This window comes from Flavobacterium sp. KACC 22763 (assembly GCF_028736155.1).
Taxonomy (GTDB): Bacteria; Bacteroidota; Bacteroidia; order Flavobacteriales; family Flavobacteriaceae; genus Flavobacterium.
On record NZ_CP117879.1, the window covers coordinates 716182 to 738991 of the forward strand.

General features: G+C 36.0%; 12 protein-coding genes. 10 read left to right on the top strand and 2 right to left on the bottom strand.

The features are described 5' to 3' along the window. Positions 1-748: 748 nt before the first annotated feature. From PQ463_RS03195 to PQ463_RS03215, 5 genes are all read left to right on the top strand, one after another. Positions 749-11152 carry an Ig-like domain-containing protein gene (locus PQ463_RS03195; protein WP_274256274.1) on the top strand — a complete coding sequence of 3468 codons (10404 nt, stop codon included), beginning with the start codon at positions 749-751 and terminating at the stop codon, positions 11150-11152. A 47-nt stretch (positions 11153-11199) separates the two neighbouring features. Continuing rightward, a complete protein-coding gene (locus PQ463_RS03200) occupies positions 11200-12132 on the top strand; it encodes a PorP/SprF family type IX secretion system membrane protein (RefSeq protein WP_274256276.1) in 933 nt (310 codons plus the stop codon). A gap of 11 nt (positions 12133-12143) precedes the next feature. Continuing rightward, complete coding sequence (locus PQ463_RS03205) at positions 12144-14081, top strand: OmpA family protein (protein WP_274256277.1); 1938 nt, start codon at positions 12144-12146, stop codon at positions 14079-14081. A gap of 243 nt (positions 14082-14324) precedes the next feature. Next, entirely contained in the window at positions 14325-16328 is a 2004-nt protein-coding gene (gene ligA, locus PQ463_RS03210) for an NAD-dependent DNA ligase LigA (protein ID WP_274256278.1), read from the top strand. Next, a complete protein-coding gene (locus tag PQ463_RS03215) occupies positions 16318-17010 on the top strand; it encodes a hypothetical protein (RefSeq protein ID WP_274256279.1) in 693 nt (230 codons plus the stop codon). Before ligA ends, PQ463_RS03215 begins: the two co-directional genes overlap by 11 nt. Here PQ463_RS03215 and PQ463_RS03220 read toward each other — a convergent pair. After that, the gene (locus tag PQ463_RS03220) at positions 16997-17908 is read right to left on the bottom strand and encodes a bifunctional metallophosphatase/5'-nucleotidase (RefSeq protein ID WP_274256280.1); all 912 of its coding nucleotides are present in this window, start codon (positions 17906-17908) and stop codon (positions 16997-16999) included. The two genes, PQ463_RS03215 and PQ463_RS03220, sit on opposite strands and share 14 nt — an antisense overlap. A 123-nt stretch (positions 17909-18031) precedes the next feature. Beyond that, a complete protein-coding gene (locus PQ463_RS03225; RefSeq protein WP_274256281.1) occupies positions 18032-18811 on the bottom strand; it encodes a 5'-nucleotidase C-terminal domain-containing protein in 780 nt (259 codons plus the stop codon). A 47-nt stretch (positions 18812-18858) separates the two neighbouring features. Between PQ463_RS03225 and PQ463_RS03230 the strand changes: the two genes are divergently transcribed. The 5 genes from PQ463_RS03230 (at position 18859) to coaBC (ending at position 22749) form a co-directional block, all read left to right on the top strand. After that, complete coding sequence (locus PQ463_RS03230; RefSeq protein ID WP_274256282.1) at positions 18859-19371, top strand: DUF6913 domain-containing protein; 513 nt, start codon at positions 18859-18861, stop codon at positions 19369-19371. Between the two features lie 15 nt (positions 19372-19386). Beyond that, positions 19387-20268 (top strand): 4-hydroxy-tetrahydrodipicolinate synthase, encoded by an 882-nt coding sequence (gene dapA, locus PQ463_RS03235; protein WP_274256283.1) that lies wholly within the window; start codon positions 19387-19389, stop codon positions 20266-20268. Between the two features lie 137 nt (positions 20269-20405). Continuing rightward, on the top strand, positions 20406-21200 hold the full coding sequence (locus tag PQ463_RS03240; RefSeq protein ID WP_111369722.1) for an outer membrane protein assembly factor BamD: 795 nt from the start codon (positions 20406-20408) through the stop codon (positions 21198-21200). 9 nt (positions 21201-21209) lie between these two features. Continuing rightward, positions 21210-21527 (top strand): DNA-directed RNA polymerase subunit omega, encoded by a 318-nt coding sequence (locus PQ463_RS03245; protein ID WP_008463064.1) that lies wholly within the window; start codon positions 21210-21212, stop codon positions 21525-21527. A 7-nt stretch (positions 21528-21534) separates the two neighbouring features. Continuing rightward, positions 21535-22749, top strand: a complete 1215-nt coding sequence (coaBC, locus tag PQ463_RS03250) for a bifunctional phosphopantothenoylcysteine decarboxylase/phosphopantothenate--cysteine ligase CoaBC (RefSeq protein WP_274256285.1) — start codon at positions 21535-21537, stop codon at positions 22747-22749. Positions 22750-22810 lie beyond the last annotated feature (61 nt).

Below are 22810 nucleotides of genomic sequence, written 5' to 3' on the forward strand. Positions count from 1 at the left end.
GGTAACAAAAGTTAAACAAAGTTTTTCTTTTGGTTTTCTAAATGTAGTGTAGAATTATTTTTCTAATTGTTGAGATAGAAATTAGAAGAATTAAATAATAACTTAATAGGTCTGCGTATGGAATTGACAATTACTTTCTTTATCAAATTTACTTTAGTTGTTTCTTTTATTTTAGCTTTATTCTTTACGTTACTAAGCTTACTTCGTCTCAACGATAATTTTAATCGTTACCCAATATTTAATTTTTTTTCAAAAGGTTTGCATTTTAGTTTACTGTCTTGTAATTACCCCATTAGGTGTGTTGATTATAAGGAGTAAAAACTTTATTGGATATAATGTAGATTCTAATCTAGTTTTTGCAACTGGATATTTTAGGAATGACTAATCAACTTTCTCTAAAAAAAAAAAGAATTGACTATATAAGAATTCCCCAGTTCTACTTTCAACTAAAAATTTTCATTATGAAAATTAGACCTGCAACAAATCACTCCTCTAGGAAAACTGACTACAATCATTTTTCCTTAAAAAAAGTGGAACTTATTTTATCTCAGAGAGATCGAATTTGTTCTCCGGTATGTTTCGATATACTGAATTCAGCATAATTTTTTTCAAAACAGAGTTTACGGCTTTTTAATAAGTTGTGATATTTTGTTTTAACTGGTTTATTTTCAATTGATTGTTTAATTGCACAGGTGCATGCACCTACTGCAAGAGGTGTTTTATTGTCCATTTTCTAATCTTCCAAATTATGAAAAAAAAATTTACTTTTTGTAATCTCAATCCTCAAATGAGATTATTAGGACTTTTAACTTTATTCTTTATATGCACGGATGCATTTTCTCAGACTATTTGTAGACCTGTGTCTCAGACAAATAGTGCGGGAGGAGGGCTTTTGTGTTTAGGAGTAGATGTTAACAGTCCTGCCAATGCTTTTGATAGCGCTGGCTTATCCACCTATGCGACCTTATCAAATGGTGTTGCAGTAGCTGGGTGTTTTGCAGAAGAAACATTGACCTTAAATCAAACGGCCCGAGCCGGTGACCAAGTTGCAATATACATTGGTACTGGCAATGGATTGCTTGATTTAAGTTTGTTATCAAATGCCACGGTTCAGGCTAAAAATTCTGGAACCAATGTAGGTTCAAGTGTGGCTTTAAATAGTCCGCTTTTGAATTTAAGTTTGCTAAGCGGCAATACGGTTGCCGTTGCAAAATTTCCTATTACGGGTGATACCAACCAAATTCAAATTCAAGTTGGAGGAGGTGTGTTAGCTCTTCTAACAAGCTTAAGAGTTTACGATGTTAGACTTGAATTTGCACAACCAACTGTCTCTGGTGGTTTAACACAGACTGTTTGTGCTGGAGCTCCTATAACTCTCACAGCTACTCCAGCTGCTGGTACTACGTTAGCTTGGTATAGTTCTGAATTTTCTACGACAGCTTTAGCAGTGGGAAATACTTATACAACTCCTGCTTTAACAGGAAATACGACATATTATATAGGAATAACTAGAGCCGCAGGTTGCGAAGGGAATGTTCGTGTACCAGTCGTTTTAAATGTTTCTAATCCAGTTGCACCTGCTTATAGCAATGTGGGAACCACAGTTTGTTCTACTGGTGCAACACAACAAACTACATTATCGTTAGTTAATGCTGTGCCTGGAACAACCTATAATTGGTTTTCTTCGCCAACGGGTGGTTTATCTCTAGCGAGTGGAACTACTTATTCTCCAACAGTGCCTTTAGGAACGACTTCATTTTATGTAGAAGCTTCTATTGGAAGCTGTATTAGTCCGACTCGTACTAAGATTGATGTTGTTTCTACAGCTGTACCAGTTACACCGACAGTTCTCACTCAAAGTGTAACTATACAATCTGGGCAGAATGCAACTTTAAGTGCTACAACTACTGATGTTGGAGCACAATTGAATTGGTACGAAACTGCAACCGGCGGTACAGCAGTTGCAACAAATACAGCCACTTTTACAACTCCAATTTTAACAGCTACTAAAACCTATTATGTTGAAGCGCAAAGTCCAAACGGAAATTGCGTTAGTGCTACAAGGGTACCAGTTACTGTTACGGTTCAACCATCAGCTTTAGGAGGATGTCTTGAAGCCAGCAGTCAGGTAACTAGCCAAGTAGGAATATGTTTATTGTGTAATGCTACAAATCCGAATTTCTCTGTAGACGGAAATCCTGCAACTGCAGCAAGACTTACTATTCCTGCTAATGTAGTAGGGTCTATGCAGCAAACATTACAATTTACTAATCCTGGAAAAGCAGGAGATCGTGTTGATGTTGACTTAGAATTGCCAGGAGGTTTAGCAGATGTTCAGTTATTAAGCGTGATTAGTTTGGCAACCTACAATGGGGCGACTTATAATAATGATAGAGTTGCGATTAATAATCCACTTATTACTTTGCAATTATTAAGTGGTACTAAATATAGAGCTAGCATTACGGCTGGTGCTAATTTTGACCGTGTAGAGGTTCGTTTAGGAGGTGTGGCAGGTCTTTTAACTAATTTAGACATTTATCAGGCAGCTTATACTTATAAAGCGCCGGCTGTTTCTGGAAATACCACTATTTGTAGCGGGACAACTACTACTTTAACTGCGGCACTTGCAATAGGGGAAACAATTAATTGGTATAATGTTCCTACAGGAGGTACTTCATTAGCCTCGACAGCATCTTATACAACGCCAGCTTTAACTGCGCCAGCGACTTATTATCTTGAAGTTACAAGAAACGGCTGTGTGAATAGCGAAAGATCTTCGGTTCAGGTATTGATCGATAATCCTGTTGCGCCAGCTGTTACGCCAACTCCAGTAAATCTTTGTGCGGGACAGACATCTACTATTACAGTGCAGGCACCTGTGGCCGGGACTACATATAATTGGTATGATGTAGGCGGGAATTTAGTATTTACAGGCAATGTCTTTACAACTCCTGCATTGAATGCGACGACAGATTATTTTGTCGAAGGAGTAATAGGAAATTGTTCTAGTCCAACTCGTACTAAGGTTACGCTTAATGTTAATCCACTACCAGCCGCGCCTACTGTAGCATCGTCAACAGTAGTTATTCAGTCAGGACAGGTAGTGACTTTACAAGTTTCTAATCCTGTTCCTCAAATTGCTTATGACTGGTATGATGTACCAACAGGAGGAATAGCTCTCGTAACTGGTAGCCCTAGTTACACACCATCACCAGCTTTAACAGCTGACAAGACATTTTATGTTGTTGCTAGAAATAATTCTGATTGTGTAAGCGCTACTAGAACAGCAATTAATGTTGTAGTTACTCCTCCAGCGGTAATTACTTCTTGTTTACGACCTTTTCAGCAAACAATTTCTACAAATGGATTATGTATTGGTTGTACAGCTGTTTTAGGTACTGAAGGAAATTCAGTAGACAATGATTTTGATACTGCAACAACTCTTAGAAACGTAGTTGGAGTGGGAGCTTATATACAGCAAAAACTTGATTTTTCAAATTTTGGATTTGCAGGAGATATTATTGAAGTAGAACTTGGCTTGCCTACGGGAGTTTTAGATATTGGTGCCCTTTCATACATTACTCTAGAAAGTTATAATGGAGGAACAAATAATGGTGACGGAGCCTCTATCAATAATCTTTTAAATGTGCAGCTTTTAGGAGGAAATCGTTTTAGAGCTAGTTTTGTTGCTGGGAATACTTTCTCTGGAGTGCAAGTGCGTTTAGGAGGGGTTGCTTCAGTTTTAAGCGAATTGGATATTTATGGTGCTTCATTTAAATATAAAGAAGCTGCTATTACGGGTATATCGCCTGCAATTTGTTCTGGACAATCGGCAAATTTAACTGCCACTACTACTGCAGGAGATACGATTAATTGGTATGCTGACGCGAGCGGTGGAACTGCTTTAGCAACAAATACAAGCACTTATAATACTGGTGCATTAACAGCAACAACTACTTTTTATATAGAGGCGGTAAGAGGAATATGTATAAATAGTGTTCGTCAGCCAGTTACTGTTCCTGTTTTACAAATCCCAACAGAGGCAAATATTGTAATAGCAAGTCCGATTGAAGCTACTTGTACTGGAACAGCGGCTATAGCACCTACTTCAACAATTGCAGGAGCTACATTTAGATATTATAAAGATCAAAATAAAGGAACGGAAATTGTAGATGGAAGCGTAGATGGAACTATAACATTTGCAAAAGATCCTATTACAGGTGTACTTTCATTAACTGGTTTAAGTGCTTCTTACAATTTATATATATCTGCAGTTAACGGAGGTACTTGTGAGAATGTGAATGGAGATTTAAAACAAGTAACAATTACTTTACCTTCCATTACGCCTTCTCCAAATATCACTGCGACATTACAAGCATGTGGAAGTGCGAATTTAAGAAACGCAATCACAAATTACGATTCAAATGTAACTTATACATTCTATAATTCTTCAAATACTTTAATAACTGCCGAAGAAGCATCTAATATTACAGTAAATGGCGTTTACTATATAGAAGCGCAAAGTGCAACAAGTACTTGTCCATCTGCTAGACAATCTGTAACAGTTACGATTGATGTATTACCTACTTTAACGGTAACTGATCCACAAGAATCTGTAAATGTAGGAACAGATGTTTCATTAGTAGCTACTTCGACAGGAACTGTTACATGGTTTAATCAGCAAGGAGTCGCGATTGCAGGACCTCCATTTACAACCGGTCCATTAAATACACCTGGGGTTTATACTTACACAGTTGTCGCAACTAATGGGTCTTGTATTGTAACTGCAACTAAGATTATCAATGTGATAGATCTTACAAGCTGTCAAAACTTAACAGAACGAGTTTATGCAACAGGACAAACTGAAGGCACTATAATTAGCGGGGATGTTACAAACAATACAAATGCAGTTGATGGTAATCCTCAGACATTCTCAACAATTACTACAGGTTTAGGACTTTTGGGAGTTGGTACTACATGGCAAAATTTAACATGGCCAGCGAATATCGCGAAAGGTACTCCGGTGACAGTTAAATTAGGTTCTGAATATAGTTTATTGGCTGTTGGTCAGAATTTATCAGTGGTAGGTACAAAAAATGGAGTGCTTATCGGTACAGGTCAGTCAGTAAAAGGATCATTATTAAATTTACTTTCAGGTGATAACACTTATGAATTTACTTTTGTTCCATCAGATGCATCAGGTCCGCAAGATTATGATGGTATTCGTATTATATCATCTTCAATCGCAAGTGTTGCTCAAAACACAAAAGTATTTGATGCTTATTATAAAAAGCCTGTTACTTCAGTAACTTGTACATCAGGGGATATTCAAGATATTTTTTATGGCGCAACTGATTTAGGAATTGGAGCTGCAACTGCTTTGGTTGGAGTAAGTGATGTTTGGAATATTGCAGATAAAGATGTATCTACTTTTGCAACAATGTATAATGGAGTGGGCGCTTTGGCTGCAGCAGATCTAACGGTGCAATTTAAAACACCTTCTGTTCTTAGTGATACCTTAAGAATTGTGGTTTCTAAACCAGGGACACTTTTAACTGTTGGTGTGCTTACAGGATTTTCAGTTCAACGCTATTTAGGAAATGTGGCAGTTGGTAATGAAATCTACAGTAATAGTAGTTTGTTAAGCATAAAATTATTGCCAGGAAATTCTTTGGCAATGGTATTGGTATCTTCACCAACAGAAATTTACGATAGAGTTAGAATCCGTTTAGGCGGTGCCGTAGGAGTGTTAGATTTCTTAAGAGTTCATACTGTAGAGAGAACGGCCAATACAACGGTCATTGGAGCTGATCCGCAGAATAAAATTACGGTCTGTCCGGGAACCGATATAACGCTCCAAATTCCTGAAGTAGCTTGTTCAACCTATCTTTGGTATGATGCTGAGACTGGAGGAAATCAAGTAGGAAGCGGACCAACTTTTACCGTTCCAGCAGACCTGACAGCAGGTATTTATAGATATTATGTACAGCCAGTACGTTATGGCTGTCAAGATTATGCAAGAGGAGAAGTTACTGTCGAAGTAAAAGCTTCTGCTCCAGTAAATGCTTTAACAGATATTACTTTAAACGGAGGAACAACAACATCAATTTGTGCTGCTTCTGGAACTGTTACTTTGGCAACAAGTTTAAGCGGAACGCCAGTTTTAACAAATCCTGTTTATCACTGGTATCGTTTTGATGGAACAACAAGTCAGTTAATAACAGGTGAAACAACTGCACAGTTAATAGTAAACGGATTGGCTCCTGGAACTTATACTTATTTTGTAGGAGTGAGTTCAGATGAATTTTGTGAAACTGCGGTAGCAGACAGAAAACAAATTACATTCACTATTTTGCCTTCTTCAACAGTAAACGATATTACAGTTGACGATGTAACAGTTTGTAATGGTGTTCCGGCATCTTTAACTCCGTCGGCTCCAACATTAAATAGTCCAGTATTCACTTGGTACTTAGATGCTAATAAAACACAGCCAATTACAGATGGGGCTGTAATAGCAGGAGTTACTTATGCTGTAGATGCAGCTGGTGTTTTAACCGCTACAGGTTTAACAAAAGCAGTAAGCCCAATAACATATTATGTAGCTGTTGCAAGCGCTAATACCTGCGAAAATTTAGCAGGAACATTGCAAGATGCTGTTATAATTGTTAGCGATCCAAATACGCCAACAACTTCAAATAGCACTCAGAATTTCTGTTTGATAAATGCACCGACTGTTGCAAATATTCAAGTTAATGAAAGCAATGTGATTTGGTATGATGCAGCGATAGGAGGAAATGTAATTGCTTCGGCTACTCCATTAGTAAGCAGAATTTATTATGGAGCAGCAACTGATGCGATTACAGGATGTGAAAGCTCTTTAAGATTGCAAGTAACTGTTAACGTCAATGATCCAGGAACACCTACATTAGTAACAGCAGGAGTGCAAAACTTCTGTAAGGAAGATCTTCCGACATTTGCAAGCGTTCAGTTCAATCAAGCAAATATTGTTTGGTATACAGCCATAACAGGCGGAACGTTGATTCCATCTAATACGGCTCTTACAACAGGTCAGTATTTTGCAGCGATTTCAGATCCATCAACAGGATGCGAGAGCGTTTCAAGATTGACAGTTGATGTAATTGTAAGCGATCCGGGAACACCGACTTTGGTAACGGCAGGGCCACAAAGTTTCTGTAAAGAAGATCTTCCAACATTTGCAAGTATTCAGACAAATGAAACCAACATAGTTTGGTATACAGCGATAACAGGCGGAACATTGATTCCATCTACTACAGCTTTAACAACAGGCCAGTATTTTGCTGCAATCTCAGATCCATTGACGGGCTGCGAAAGCGCTTTAAGATTGACAGTTGATGTGATTGTGAATGACCCAGGAACTCCGACATTGGTGACTGCTGGAACGCAAAACTTCTGTAAGGAAGACCTTCCGACATTTGCAAGTGTTCAGTTCAATCAAGCAAATATTGTGTGGTATACAGCTATAACAGGCGGAACGTTGATTCCATCTACAACAGCTCTAACAACAGGGCAGTATTTTGCAGCAATTTCAGATCCTATAACAGGCTGTGAAAGTGCTTTAAGATTAACAGTTGATGTGATTGTAAATGATCCAGGAACACCAACATTGGTGACTGCGGGAGTACAGAACTTCTGTCTGGCAAACGCACCGACATTTGCAAGCATTCAGACAAATGAAACCAATATAGTTTGGTATACAGCTATAACAGGCGGAACGTTGATTCCATCTACTACAGCTCTAACAACAGGGCAATATTTTGCGGCAATCTCAGATCCAGTAACAGGATGCGAGAGCGCTTCAAGATTGACGGTTGATGTGATCGTAAGCAATCCGGGAAGTCCGACATTGGTGACTGCAGGAACACAAAATTTCTGTAAAGAAGATCTTCCAACATTTGCGAGCATTCAGACAAACGAAACCAACATAGTTTGGTATACAGCTATAACAGGCGGAACATTGATTTCATCTTCTACAGTTTTAACAACAGGCCAATATTTTGCAGCAATCTTTGATCCAGCAACAGGCTGCGAGAGCGCTTCAAGATTGACAGTTGATGTGATTGTAAATGATCCGGGAACTCCGACATTGGTGACTGCGGGAACACAAAACTTCTGTTTGGCAAATGCTCCAACATTTGCAAGCGTACAGTTCAATCAAACCAATATAGTTTGGTATACAGCTTCGACTGGCGGAACAGTGATTGCTCCAACAACAGCTTTGACAACAGGCCAATATTTTGCAGCAATTTCAGATCCAGTAACTGGTTGTGAGAGTGCTACAAGATTAACAGTTGATGTAATTGTAAGCGATCCAGGAACACCAATATTGGTCACTGCGGGAGTACAGAACTTCTGTCTGGTAAATGCGCCAACATTTGCAAGCGTTCAGTTCAATCAAACCAATATAGTTTGGTATACAGCTTCGACTGGCGGAACAGTGATTGCTCCAACAACAGCTTTGACAACAGGCCAATATTTTGCAGCAATTTCAGATCCAGTAACTGGTTGTGAGAGTGCTACAAGATTAACAGTTGATGTGATTGTAAATGATCCGGGAACGCCAACATTGGTGACTGCAGGAACACAAAATTTCTGTAAAGAAGATCTTCCAACATTTGCGAGCATTCAGACAAACGAAACCAACATAGTTTGGTATACAGCTATAACAGGCGGAACATTGATTCCATCTTCTACAGTTTTAACAACAGGTCAGTACTTTGCGGCAATTTTAGATCCAGCAACAGGCTGCGAAAGCGCTTTAAGATTGACGGTTGATGTGATTGTAAACGATCCAGGAACTCCGACATTGGTGACTGCAGGAACTCAAAACTTCTGTTTGGCAAATGCTCCAACATTTGCAAGCGTACAGTTCAATCAAACAAATATAGTTTGGTATACAGCTTCGACTGGTGGAACAGTGATTGCTCCAACAACAGCTTTGACAACAGGCCAATATTTTGCAGCAATTTCAGATCCAGTAACAGGCTGCGAGAGCGCTTCAAGATTGACAGTTGATGTAATTGTAAGCGATCCGGGAACTCCTACATTGGTGACTGCGGGAACACAAAACTTCTGTCTGGTAAATGCGCCAACATTTGCAAGTGTTCAGTTTAATCAAACCAATATTGTTTGGTATACAGCTTTAACAGGCGGAACAGTAATTGCGCCAACAACAGCTTTAACAACAGGCCAATATTTTGCGGCAATTTCAGATCCAGCAACAGGCTGTGAAAGTGCTTCAAGATTAACAGTTGATGTGAATGTAACAGATCCAGCAACACCAACAACAAATGCTGCAGCACAGACTTTCTGTACAGGCACAAATCCGACAGTGGCAAATATTCAAGTGAATGAAAGCAATGTAGTTTGGTACACAACTCAAACAGGAGGAACAGCTTTAGCTTCAACAACCGCACTTACTACGGCAACTTATTTCGGAGCAATTAAAGATCCAGCAACAGGATGCGAAAGCAGTGTAAGATTGCAAGTGGCTGTAACAGTCGGTAATACAATAAATCCAACAACAAACAATACAGCACAGACTTTCTGTTCTGTAAACGCACCGACAATTGCAAATATTCAAGTAAACGAAAGCAATGTAACATGGTTTACAGCTGCAACAGGAGGAACAGCAATTCCAGCAGGAACAGCACTTACTTCTGGAGTATATTTTGGAAACATTATTGATCCAGCAGGCTGCGAAAGCTCGACTCGTCTTCAAGTGACAGTAACGGTAGTTAACCCAGTTCCTACACCGACGACAGCTAATACAACTCAAAACTTCTGTACTTTAAATTCGCCAACAGTGGCAAATATTCAAGTAAATGAAGCAAATGTAGTTTGGTATAACACAGCGACAGGAGGAACAGCGATTCCGTCAACAACAGCTCTTACAACAGGCGTTTATTATGGTGCTGTTTCAAGTGCTATAGGTTGCGAAAATCCAGCAAGATTGGCTGTGACGGTAAATGTAAATTCACCAAGTGTAATTACAACACCAAGAACAACTCAGACATTCTGTTTATCTGCATTGCCAACATTAGCTAATATTTTGGTAAACGAAACAAATGTAGTTTGGTATGCGTCTGCAACTGGAGGGACTCCATTAGCAAATACAACTCCGCTTACGGCAACTACTTATTATGCAGGATCGTTGGCTAACACATTTAATGGCTGTGATAACGGACCAAGATTAGGAATTACAATTGCATTTGAAAATGATGCTGCAGTTCAACTTGCTACTACAGATGATACTCCATGTGTATTCAAAGGAGTGACCTATTCAATTGCAAATGGAAAATCTAATTATGTATGGACTATAAACGGAGGTACTATTATTTCTGGAGGTGGTACAAACGATGGATCTGTAACCGTTTCTTGGTCAGATATTGGGCCAGGAACTGTAACAGTGGCTTATGTTAACAATTGTGACGAAAGAACAATCAAGACTCTAAATGTTACGGTAGCAAGCTGTTCAGATTTAACGATTACTCATACAGTTGATAATCCAACTCCGAATTTTGGTGATCAGGTAACATTTACTATAACTGTAAATAATGTAGGTGAAGGAGATTTTATCAATACTCTTGTTAGCGATTTACTTCCTAGCGGTTTACAATTAGTGAGCTCATCTGCAACATCAGGAACGTATGACCCAGCAACGCAGCTTTGGACAATCCCAACGTTAAGTGCAGGTCAGAGTGTAGTATTGACAATTGTTGCAGAAGTATTGCCAAACGGTACTTATACAAGTGTAGCAACTGTAGAGACTTCAACTCCTTTAGATGTTGATGCTTCAAATAATTCAGCTTCAGTTACATTAGAGCCAATTTGTTTAACTGTTTACAATGAGTTTACTCCAAATAATGATGGTAAAAACGATTTGTTCAGAATAGACTGTATTGAGTCTTATCCAAACAACGAGTTGAAAGTATTTAACAGATACGGAGCGTTAGTGTATAGTAAAGCACATTATGAAAATGATTGGAACGGAACAGCAAATGTATCCGGTGTAATTAATAGAGGAGATATGCTGCCAACAGGTACTTATTTTTATGTGATAACCATTGGAGATGGAACGGTTAAAAAAGGCTGGTTGTCTATCATGAGATAACCCACTTCTATTAATCATCTAATTAATTAAACTAAATAAGTATCGTTATGAAACTATATATAAAATCATTAGAAACATATTTCATTTTAATATGTTCTTTTATTACGGTTTGCGCTTCGGCACAGCAAGATCCGGAGTATACGCAGTATATGTATAACACTATGGCGGTAAATCCAGCGTATGCTGGATCTACCGGAACCATAGAGGCAGCACTTTTATATCGTTCTCAATGGGTGGGAATGCCTGGAGCTCCAGAAACGCAATCTTTCTCTGTTCATTCTCCTCTTAGAAATGAAAAGCTAGGAGTAGGTTTGAGTGTTGTAAATGATAAAATCGGACCTTCAAATGAACTATATCTTGATGGAAACTTCTCTTATTCTTTGCCTCTTGGTTACGAAAAAAGATTGGCTTTTGGTATTAAAGCTGGTACAAGAATGTTAAACATCGATTGGTCTAAAGGAAGATATTATGATGATGACGATGTTTTGTTAAATCAAAACATTAACAATCAGATGAAACTAGCAGTAGGAGCAGGGATTTACTATTATACAGAAAAATGGTATGTAGGATTTTCTATTCCGAGTTTTATTCAGAATGATTATTATGACGATGTTCGCGAATCTATTGATTATGATCGTTTGCATTACTATTTAATGGGAGGTTATGTTTTTGATTTGAATCCAAATTTGAAATTTAAACCAGCATTTTTAGTAAAAGCAGTAAGTGGAGCGCCTCTTACAGCAGATATATCGGCAAATTTCATGATTCAGGAAAAGTTTGTTATAGGAGGAGCATATCGAACAGATGATTCGGTAAGCATATTGGCAGGTTTTCAAATTTCACCAAGTTTCTTTCTTGGATATTCTTTTGATTATACTGTAAGCCAATTGAATAAATACAACGATGGTTCACACGAATTCATCTTACGTTATCAATTTGTGCAAAAACAAAGTAAAATTAAATCTCCTCGATTCTTCTAAAAACAAAACTTATGAGAAAACTATATATCCTATGTTTAATTTTGAGCGTTACGTTTAGTTTCGCTCAAAAAACTAACTTAAAGAAAGCTGATGCTTTGTTTAGAAGCTTTTCTTATTTGGATGCTTCTAAAGCGTATGAAGAATGTTTGCAAAACATAAAAGATCCATCAGCGCAGACTTTGAAGAATGCGGCAGATTCCTACTATTTTATTTCTGATTCTAGAAATGCACTCAAATGGTACAGAAAGCTTTATGAAGTGCAAGGAAATAATCTAACTGATATTTACTATTTGCGTTATATCCAATCTATGAAAGCAGTTATGGATTATGATGAAGCAGATAAAATGACAAAAGAATATTTAGATAAAAAAGGGGATAAGGCAGAAATTAACAGATATGTTGCCCAAAAGAAATACATGGACAGCGTAGCAAAGGCAAAATCTCTTTATACCATTAAAAATTTAGATATCAATACTAGTAAATCAGATTTTGGAGCTACATTTTTTAAAGACAATGTTGTCTTTACATCGGCTCGTGATACTACAAAGTTCAGTGAGAAATTGTATACTTGGAACAATCAGCCTTTTCTTAATCTGTATATCGCAGAAAGAAATCCAGCAGATGGAAGTTTATTCAATGAAACAGTTTTTCTTCCGAACATAATGACGAAGTATCATGAAGCTACAGCAAGTTTCGATGCTCAGGGGAAAACAATTTACTATTCGACCAATATTGTAAAGAAAAACAAATTGGTAGTTGATGAAGGTAGAGTAAATAATTTCCAGATTGTCAAAGGATCTATTGTAAACAATAAATTAGAAAATCCAGAGAAAGTTTTTTTTGATAGTGATGATTATTCCGTTGGACATCCAGCACTTAGCGAAGATGGAAAATTGCTTTTCTTTGCTTCAGACATGCCCGGCGGACAAGGAGAAACAGATTTATACATGGTAAAAATTGCGGCAGACGGAACTATGAGCTCACCTCAAAATCTGGGGCCAAACATTAATACCATTGGTAATGAAGTGTTTCCATTCTTCCAAAACGGAGTTTTATACTTCTCTTCTGACGGACATTATGGCTGGGGAGATTTGGATGTTTACGAAAGTAAATTACAAGCAGACGGAACTTTTTCAGTGCCAAAAAATCTTGGAGCACCTATTAACAGCAACAAAGATGACTTTTCTTTTATAATTGACAAGACAGATGCTTATGGTTATTTTTCATCAAATAGAGCAGGAGGAAAAGGAGATGACGATATCTATTCTTTTGCAAAAGGAAAACCGGTTTGTAACCAAAGCATTTCTGGAATGGCAATAGATCGTAAAACGAAAAAGCCTTTAACAGATGTTACCATAATGGCATATAACTCTTTTAGTGAAGTTTTAGGAGAAACTAAAACAAATTTTGACGGAAAGTATGCGATTGAAGTTCCTTGTAACAAAGTAATCAAAATGATTGCCGCAAAACCAAATTACAGCAGTGATGACAAAACTGTAGAAACTACTGGTCAAAACGGTGGCGAAATAAAAGATGTAAACTTTGAGTTGAGCAATTATGATGATTTGGTTGTAAAGAAACAAGGAGTCGAAAAAGTGGATGTAAACCCTATTTATTTTGACTACGACAAGTATGATATTACGCCAAAAGCAGTAGAAGAATTGTCTAAAGTGGTTTTCATCATGCAGAAGTTTCCAAACATCAGAATCAAAATAGAATCTCATACCGATTCGCGCGGAAAAGATTCGTACAATTTGAAACTTTCAGACAATAGAGCAAAATCAACACGAGATTATATCCTTTCGCAAGGCATAGATTCGTCTCGAATTGAAAGTGCTATTGGTTACGGAGAAAGCCGATTAATTAATAAATGTAAAAATGGTGTAAAATGTTCTGAAGAAGAGCATCTCTTAAATAGACGTTCAGACTTTATCATTATTCAAAAATAATTTTATATTTTCGCTGTAAGATATTGATTATCAGTTAAAAATATAAAACGCTGAAACCATTTGGAAGTTGGTTTTTTTAATTCTTTTTTAAGAATAATGGACAAGGAGGAAATCAGATTGCATGAATTTGCAATCTGATTTTTGATTTTCTAAAACTTTTATTTTTTCTGCATTGAAACAAAAATAAATTCTAATTTTGATATTCAGTTTTTCATTACAATAATCTGCAATATTTTACTATTTATGAGCATTCAAGAGACCATTCAAGCATTACGAAATGAACTTAATCAGCACAACTATAATTACTATGTGTTAGACAATGCCACTATTTCAGATTATGATTTTGATATTAAGCTGAAAGAGCTTCAGGATTTGGAGAATAAACATCCAGAATTTTTTGACGAAAACTCGCCAACGCAAAGAGTAGGTGGAGCTGTGACCAAAAATTTTAAAACAGTTGCACATCAATACAGAATGTATTCTTTAGACAATTCTTATTCTAAAGAAGATCTTTTAGATTGGGAAAACCGTATTCAGAAAGTTTTAGGAAACGTTAGTTTGCAGTACACTTGCGAATTAAAATACGATGGAGCTTCAATAAGCATTACATACGAAAATGGAAAATTGGTTCAGGCGCTAACACGTGGAGATGGTTTTCAAGGTGATGAGGTAACAACCAATATTAAAACTATAAAATCGGTTCCTTTACATTTAAAAGGAAATTATCCAGATAAATTTGATATCCGAGGAGAAATAATTTTGCCATTTGCTGGTTTTGAAAAAATGAATCAGGAATTAATCGAAATTGGTGAAACACCTTATTCAAATCCAAGAAACACAGCTTCTGGAAGTTTAAAATTGCAAGATAGTGCTGAGGTTGCCAAACGTCCGCTTGAGTGCTTGCTGTATTTTGTAACTGGAAACAATCTGCCATTTAAAACGCAATATGAAGGACTAGAATTGGCTAGAAGCTGGGGCTTTAAAGTGCCAAAAGAAGCAAAACTAGTCAATAACATGCACGAAGTTTTTGACTTTATTGATTATTGGGATGTTCATCGTCATAATCTTCCATACGAAACAGATGGAGTAGTTATTAAAGTGAACAGCATTCAGCATCAGGAAGAATTAGGCTATACAGCAAAATCGCCACGTTGGGCAATTGCATATAAATTCAAATCAGAACAGGTTTCAACCAAATTAAAATCTATTTCATATCAAGTCGGAAGAACTGGAGCTATAACACCAGTTGCCAATTTAGAGCCTGTACAGCTTGCGGGAACTATTGTAAAAAGAGCTTCTCTTCATAATGCTGATCAGATTGAAAAATTAGACATCAGAATAAACGATACCGTTTTTGTTGAAAAAGGAGGAGAAATCATTCCAAAAATCATTGCAGTAGATTTGGATAAACGTCCAGAAGATTCAGAAAAAACACATTATATTACACATTGTCCTGAATGTGAGACGGAACTGGTTAGAAACGAAGGAGAAGCCAATCACTATTGTCCTAATTTCTACGGATGTCCTCCACAAATTATTGGAAGAATCCAGCACTACATTTCAAGAAAAGCAATGGATATTGAAGGGCTTGGAGGAGAAACAGTGGCGCTGCTTTTCAAAAATAATCTAGTGCATAATTATGCAGATTTGTATGAGTTGAAAGTTGAGGATATTCTGCATTTAGAAAGAATGGCTCAGAAATCAGCAGAAAATTTGGTAAATGGAGTTCAGAAATCAAAAGAAATTCCGTTTGAGAGTGTTTTGTTTGCACTAGGAATTCGTTTTGTAGGAGAAACTGTGGCGAAAAAACTAGCCAAACATTATAAAAATATAGATGCTTTAGCTCAAGCTTCTTTAATGGATTTAGTTTTGGTTGATGAAATTGGAGAAAGAATTGCTAAAAGCGTTATCGAGTTCTTCGAAAATGAAGAAAACAGAAAAATTATTGATCGATTAAAGAGTTATGGAATTCAATTTGAAATTGAAGAAAAAATAAACCCAAATGCTACTGATAAATTTGTTGGGAAAACATTTGTGGTTTCTGGCGTTTTTAGTCAGTTTTCTAGAGACGAACTAAAGAAAGCCATTGAAGATAACGGAGGAAAAGTAGGAAGCTCAATTTCTGCTAAAACAGATTTTGTAGTTGCGGGAGATAATATGGGACCAGCAAAACTGGAAAAAGCAACAAAGCTAAACATCACCATATTGTCTGAAGAAGATTTTATAAACAAATTAAATGAAGCCTAATAAACCATCATTAATTTTGTTTTTTCTGGGACTGTTTTGTACCATCATTTTTGATTGGACAAAGCAGGACTTTTTTGCGACCTATGCAAAAGCAATTGTGCTTCCTGCGATTTTTATTTATTATTTAATCAGCAGTGAGTTTCAAATCAGAAAAACAGAAGGTTTGATTTTCTTCTTTTGCTTTGTTGGACAGGTTTATGATTTGATGGATGTAGAGAGCTCTGAAATTGGAGGAGTACTCAGTTTTCTGATTGTCTATTCTTTAATCGTGACCATATTTATTCGGGAACACGAAAGAATAAAACTAACCAAACGGGATATTTTGCCTATTTCTATCGTAGTAGTTTTTATTGTCTATTTATTGATCTCTGTTTTAAGCTTACAGCTTGACAGTATGAGAAAATTTATTACACTTTATACTGTATACGGAATTGTTTTGAGTGTACTTAGTTATTTCTGCTTTGTCACCTACATTACAAAAGGGACACACATGGCTTTGCTAATGTCGCTTATGGCAATAAGTTATATCTTCTCTGATATCTTTTATATTTTTAATGAGTATTTCTCGTATTCGGTTGTTCTAGTCCTAATACGAGATACAACTCAAATTCTAGCTTATTTCTTTATGGTGGAATACTTTTTAGAAAAAGCTAGAATTCAAAAAAAGACTATACCACAATAGTGGCGCTTTGGTTTGTATGAGCTTTGTCTTTGTCAAAGTAAAAATCAATACGGCCTAAATTAATTCCGTAACATCCCACTTGATTTACCAGAACATCTTTTCCAGCTTTGTTTTTCACAACAGTTGGTTTGTCTAAGAAGGTGTGTGTATGTCCTCCGATAATTAAATCAATATCTTGAGTTTGTGCTGCAAATGTCAAATCACTAATTTTTGTTGGCTCATCTTTATACTTATAGCCTAAATGCGAAAGACAAATAACAAGATCACATTTTTGTTCTTGTTTTAAAAGTTTTGTCATATCCTGAGCAACTTCAACAGGATTATTGTAAACTGTTTCCAGGTATAGTTTTTTATCTACCAAACCTTGAAGTTCAATTCCCACTCCAAAAACACCAACTTTAATTCCGTTTTTATTAAAGATTTTGTACGGTTTAACATGCCCGTCCATAACCGTGTTTTTAAAATCATAATTAGAGTTAATAAAGTCAAAAGTCGCATGCGGAAGCTGAGCATATAATCCGTCAAGACCATTGTCAAAATCGTGGTTTCCAATTGTCGAAGCATCATATTTCATCATGCTCATCAATTTAAATTCCAATTCACCTCCATAATAATTAAAATACGGAGTTCCTTGAAAAATATCTCCAGCATCTAATAAAAGCACGTTCGGATTTTCTTTACGGATAGCTTCAATTAATGTTGCACGGCGAGATACACCGCCTTTATTAGGATTACGTGGATCATCGGCAGGAAAAGGATCAATGTGGCTATGCACATCGTTTGTATGTAGAATTGTTAGATGCTTAATATCGTTGCTTTCAAAACTGCTTAAAGACAATCCTAAACTTAATAGGGCAGTACTTGCAGCTGTTTTTTCGATAAACTCTCTTCTTTTCATTTTATATATTTTTTTGCCAGAGGCACTATGTCGTTTTAATTTTTTTTAGCCACCAATTTCACGAATTGGTTTTTCAATCATTTAAAAATTTGTGCAAATTGGTGTAATTCGCGGCAAACTCTTTTATTCTTCTGTAATTCTGATATTTTTTGGAGCAACTACCGTGTCTACTTCTTTAAAATAGTCAATTAGAACATCTCTAAGTTTGTAATTTAAGTCAAACTTCTGAGTGCTTTTTGCAAAGAAAGCCATGCTGTCTCCGCCATTTGCTAAATAGTCATTTGTGGCAACATAATACGTTTTGTTTAAATCAAGCGGTTTGCCTTGCACCATGATATCCTTTGCCTTATTATCTTTTGTAATAGTAAAAGTCATTCCAGATAATGGCTGAGGTTTTTTCTCCTTAATAATATATGCTGCAATATCTAAAATCTGATCACCTTTTAGAGCCATTACAACTAAACTGTTTTCAAAAGGCATAATTTCAAAAGCTGTTCTGGTTGTAACATTTCCTTTAGGAAGGATTGCACGAATACCACCATGGTTTAAAAGACATACATCAATATTTTTCTTTTCTCTAGCATTAAAAACGATGTTTCCTCTTTGCACACAAACATCAGCCATCAAGCTTCCAATGCCAGTTTGCCATTTTCCTGTGCTTTTATCAAGAGTTTCAGGGCAATATGCCAATACATTATCCAAATCCTTATTAATGTGATCGCGATAAGGTTTAATAAAGTTTTCAATTTCAGAAGTTTCTCCAGCCTTTTCGGTAACTGGAACTTGTTTTCCTTCAATTTTAGTTAAATTGTAGTTCTTCGTACTACAAGAAGAGATTGAAAAAAGTGTTAAGAATATAACAAAAAGTTTTAAAAATCCGTTATACTTTTTTAGTTTTACCATTTTAAATGCAACTTAAATAATTAATTTTGTAATCTAGTAAAAGTACTATGTTTTTAAATTATATAAAGGAATTTTTTGTAAAAAAATCATTAAATGTTAATTTAAATAATGAAAAAAGCGATGTATTTACTAAAAACGTTCAAACAATTGGTTTATTGATAGATGAGAGCACTTTTGAATCTTCAGAAGCATTAATTAAGGAGATAACACTCCACGGAATCGCTTTAGAAAATATAAAAGTTCTTGCCTACAGAGAAAAATTTAAAGAAAAAGAGACCTATTTGCGCCCGACTTTTGGTAAGAAACACATCAATTGGAACGGCGAAATTACAGAAGGTTTCTTGAGTGAATTTATAAATTCAGAATTTGATCTTTTGCTGAGCTATTATGATGTTGAAAATATATTTTTAATGTTCATCACAAGCAAGTCAAAAGCTAAGTTTAAAGTCGGATTTTCTGCTGTAGACCAAAATTTAAATCGTTTGATGATCAATACAGGATTAGGGAACTATAAACTATTCGTAGCAGAATTGTTTAGGTATTTAAAAAATATAAAATAAATTATAATTAATAATATGCAATCATTAATAGGAACTGGTGTTGCGCTTGTAACGCCATTTAAAAAAGATTTTTCAGTTGACATTGAAGCTTTACAACGAATTGTAAACTTTTCTATAGATGGCGGAGTGGAGTATCTTGTTGTAATGGGAACAACAGCAGAAAATGCAACCCTTACGGCAGAGGAGAAAGAATTGGTTATAAAGACTGTAATCGATGTGAACAAAGGAAGACTGCCTTTGGTTCTTGGAGTTGGAGGAAACAATACTATGCAGATTGTAGAAGAGTTGAAAACAAGAGATTTTTCGGCTTTTGAAGCGATATTGTCTGTTTCACCTTATTATAATAAGCCAACACAGGAAGGAATCTATCAGCACTTTAAAGCAATTGCTGAAGCTTCTCCAGTACCAATAATCCTATATAATGTTCCAGGAAGAACGGCAAGTAATATGCTTCCTTCAACAGTGGTTCGTTTGGCTAACGACTTTAAAAACGTGGTAGCAATTAAAGAAGCTGCTGGAGATATGGCTCAAGCTATGCAGATTATTAAAAACGCGCCAAAAGATTTCTTGGTGATTTCTGGAGACGATATGCTGGCGCTTCCAATCGTTTTGGCAGGAGGAGCTGGCGTTATTTCTGTAATTGGACAAGGTTTTCCTAAAGAATTTTCAGAAATGATTCGTTTAGGATTGAATAAAAAAGCAGCAGACGCTTTCAAAACACATTACTTTTTATCAGATAGTATTGATATGATTTTTGAGCAGGGAAATCCAGCTGGAATCAAACAAATTTTCCAAGCACTTGGAATTGCTGAGAATACTGTTCGTCTACCTTTAGTTTCTGTTGATGAATCTTTAGCGACAAGACTAAATGACTTTGTAAAAAACAGCATTAAATAATTGTTAAAGTGTTAGTATTTTAAGATACTAAAAAATTATTTTGCAGTAGCTAAATTAATAACTAAATTTGCCACCGAAACTTCGGTGCGATTTCACTTTGGCATAATTGTCTGAGAGATTGTAATAACAGTAAGAAAATGAAAAAAACACTATTGCTTTTAATTGTTGTAACTCTTTTTTATTCTTGTGGAGAATATCAAAAAGCGTTGAAAAATGAAGATGTTGCAGCAAAATTTGAAATGGCAACCAAAATGTATGATGCCGGTAAATACACAAAAGCGATTCGTCTTTTTGAGCAATTAGCCACTTCTTACAGAGGAAAACCTCAGGCAGAAAAGCTGTTTTACATGTTTTCGCAATCGTATTATAAAACGAAACAATACTATCTAGCTGGTTATCAGTTTGAAGCTTTTGTTTCAGGTTATCCACGAAGTGAAAAAGTGCAGGAGGCTGCTTTTTTGGGAGCTTATAGCTACTCTAAGTTGTCGCCGGTTTACAGTTTAGATCAGGCAGATACAGTAAAGGCTTTAGAGAAATTACAAGCTTTCATTGATAATTATCCAAACTCAGAATACATTCCTCAAGCAAATGAGGCTGTACAAAAGCTAAATGGTAAATTAGAGAAAAAAGCATACGAGAATGCTAAAGGATACAATACAATTTCAGATTATAAATCGGCACTAATTGCTTTTGATAATTTTATCGCTGATTTTCCTGGAACACCTTTCAAAGAAGATGCATTGTTTTACAAATATGATTCAGCATATAAATTGGCAATTAACAGTATTCCTTCAAAAATGGAAGAACGTTTGCATGTTGCGCAAACAGCTTATGCTAATTTGATGAAATTTAAAAGCGATACAAAATACAAAGAAAAGGCAGACGAGATGAATGCCAGAGTTGAAACAGATTTACAAAAATTTACTAAATAAAATAAAGTCATGGATTTAAAAAAGACGAATGCTCCTGTAAACACAATAACTTACAACAAAACAGTTATTGAAGAGCCAACAGGAAATGTGTATGAGGCAATTACCATTATGGCTAAAAGAGCAAATCAAATTAATTCAGAGATTAAAAAAGAATTGACTGAAAAATTAGAAGAGTTTGCTACTTACAATGATAGTCTAGAGGAAGTTTTTGAAAATAAAGAACAAATTGAAGTTTCTAAATTTTACGAAAAATTACCAAAACCACACGCTTTAGCTGTTCAAGAATGGTTAGACGGTAAAACTTACCACAGAAGTTCAAACAAATAATAGTACAATGTCAGTTTTAAACGGGAAAAAGATTTTACTGGGTGTTTCCGGTGGAATTGCAGCCTATAAAACAGCCACTTTAGTACGACTTTTTATAAAAGCAGGTGCACATGTCCAAGTGATCATGACACCTGCTTCTAAGGATTTTGTAACCCCACTTACATTATCTACCTTATCAAAAAATCCAGTACATTCAAGTTTCTTTAATCAGGATGATGAAGACGAGGTTTGGAACAATCATGTAGAATTGGCTCTTTGGGCAGATTTTATGCTGATTGCGCCTGCTACTGCAAATACGTTGTCTAAAATGGCGACAGGAAACTGCGATAATCTTTTAATAGCTACATATTTATCGGCAAAATGTCCAGTTTATTTTGCGCCTGCAATGGACTTGGATATGTACAAACATCCTTCAACTTTATCAAGTTTTGCTGCGTTAAAACAGTACGGAAATATTATGATTCCTGCTGAAAGCGGTGAATTGGCAAGTGGTTTGTCGGGAGAAGGTCGTATGGCTGAGCCTGAAAATATCGTTGCTTTCTTAGAAGCTGATTTAGAAAGCAAGCTGCCTTTAAAAGGGAAAAAAATACTGGTTACAGCTGGTCCAACATACGAAGCGATAGACCCTGTACGTTTTATTGGAAATCATTCTTCTGGAAAAATGGGATTTGATATTGCCAATGAAGCGGCAAGTTTAGGAGCAGAAGTATTTTTAATTGCAGGTCCTACTCATTATAAAGCCCAAAATAGTCTGATAAAAGTGGTTGATGTTGTTTCGGCTCAGGAAATGTATGATGCGTGCCATCAGTATTTTAACGAAGTTGATGCGGCGATTGCAGCAGCAGCTGTTGCAGATTATAGGCCAAAGTTTGTTGCAGATCAAAAGATTAAAAAGAATACAGAAGAGTTTTCGATAGAACTGGAAAAGACAAAAGATATATTGTCTTCTTTGGGTGCTATCAAAAAAAATCAGTTTTTAATAGGCTTTGCATTAGAGACTGAAAATGAAATTGAAAATGCTAAGTTGAAAATTCAGAAAAAAAACTTAGATTTGATTGTTTTAAATTCCTTACAAGATAAAGGTGCTGGTTTTAAAAAAGAAACCAATAAAGTTACTTTTATTGATAAAAATTTTGAAAGAGAACCAATGGAATTAAAATCAAAAGAATCTGTAGCGGTTGATATTCTGAATAAAGTTATTCTGCATTTTTCAAAATCATAAATTTAGAATATACGCCGAAAACATAAATTGGGAACAACTTATGTTTATAAAATTAATATCT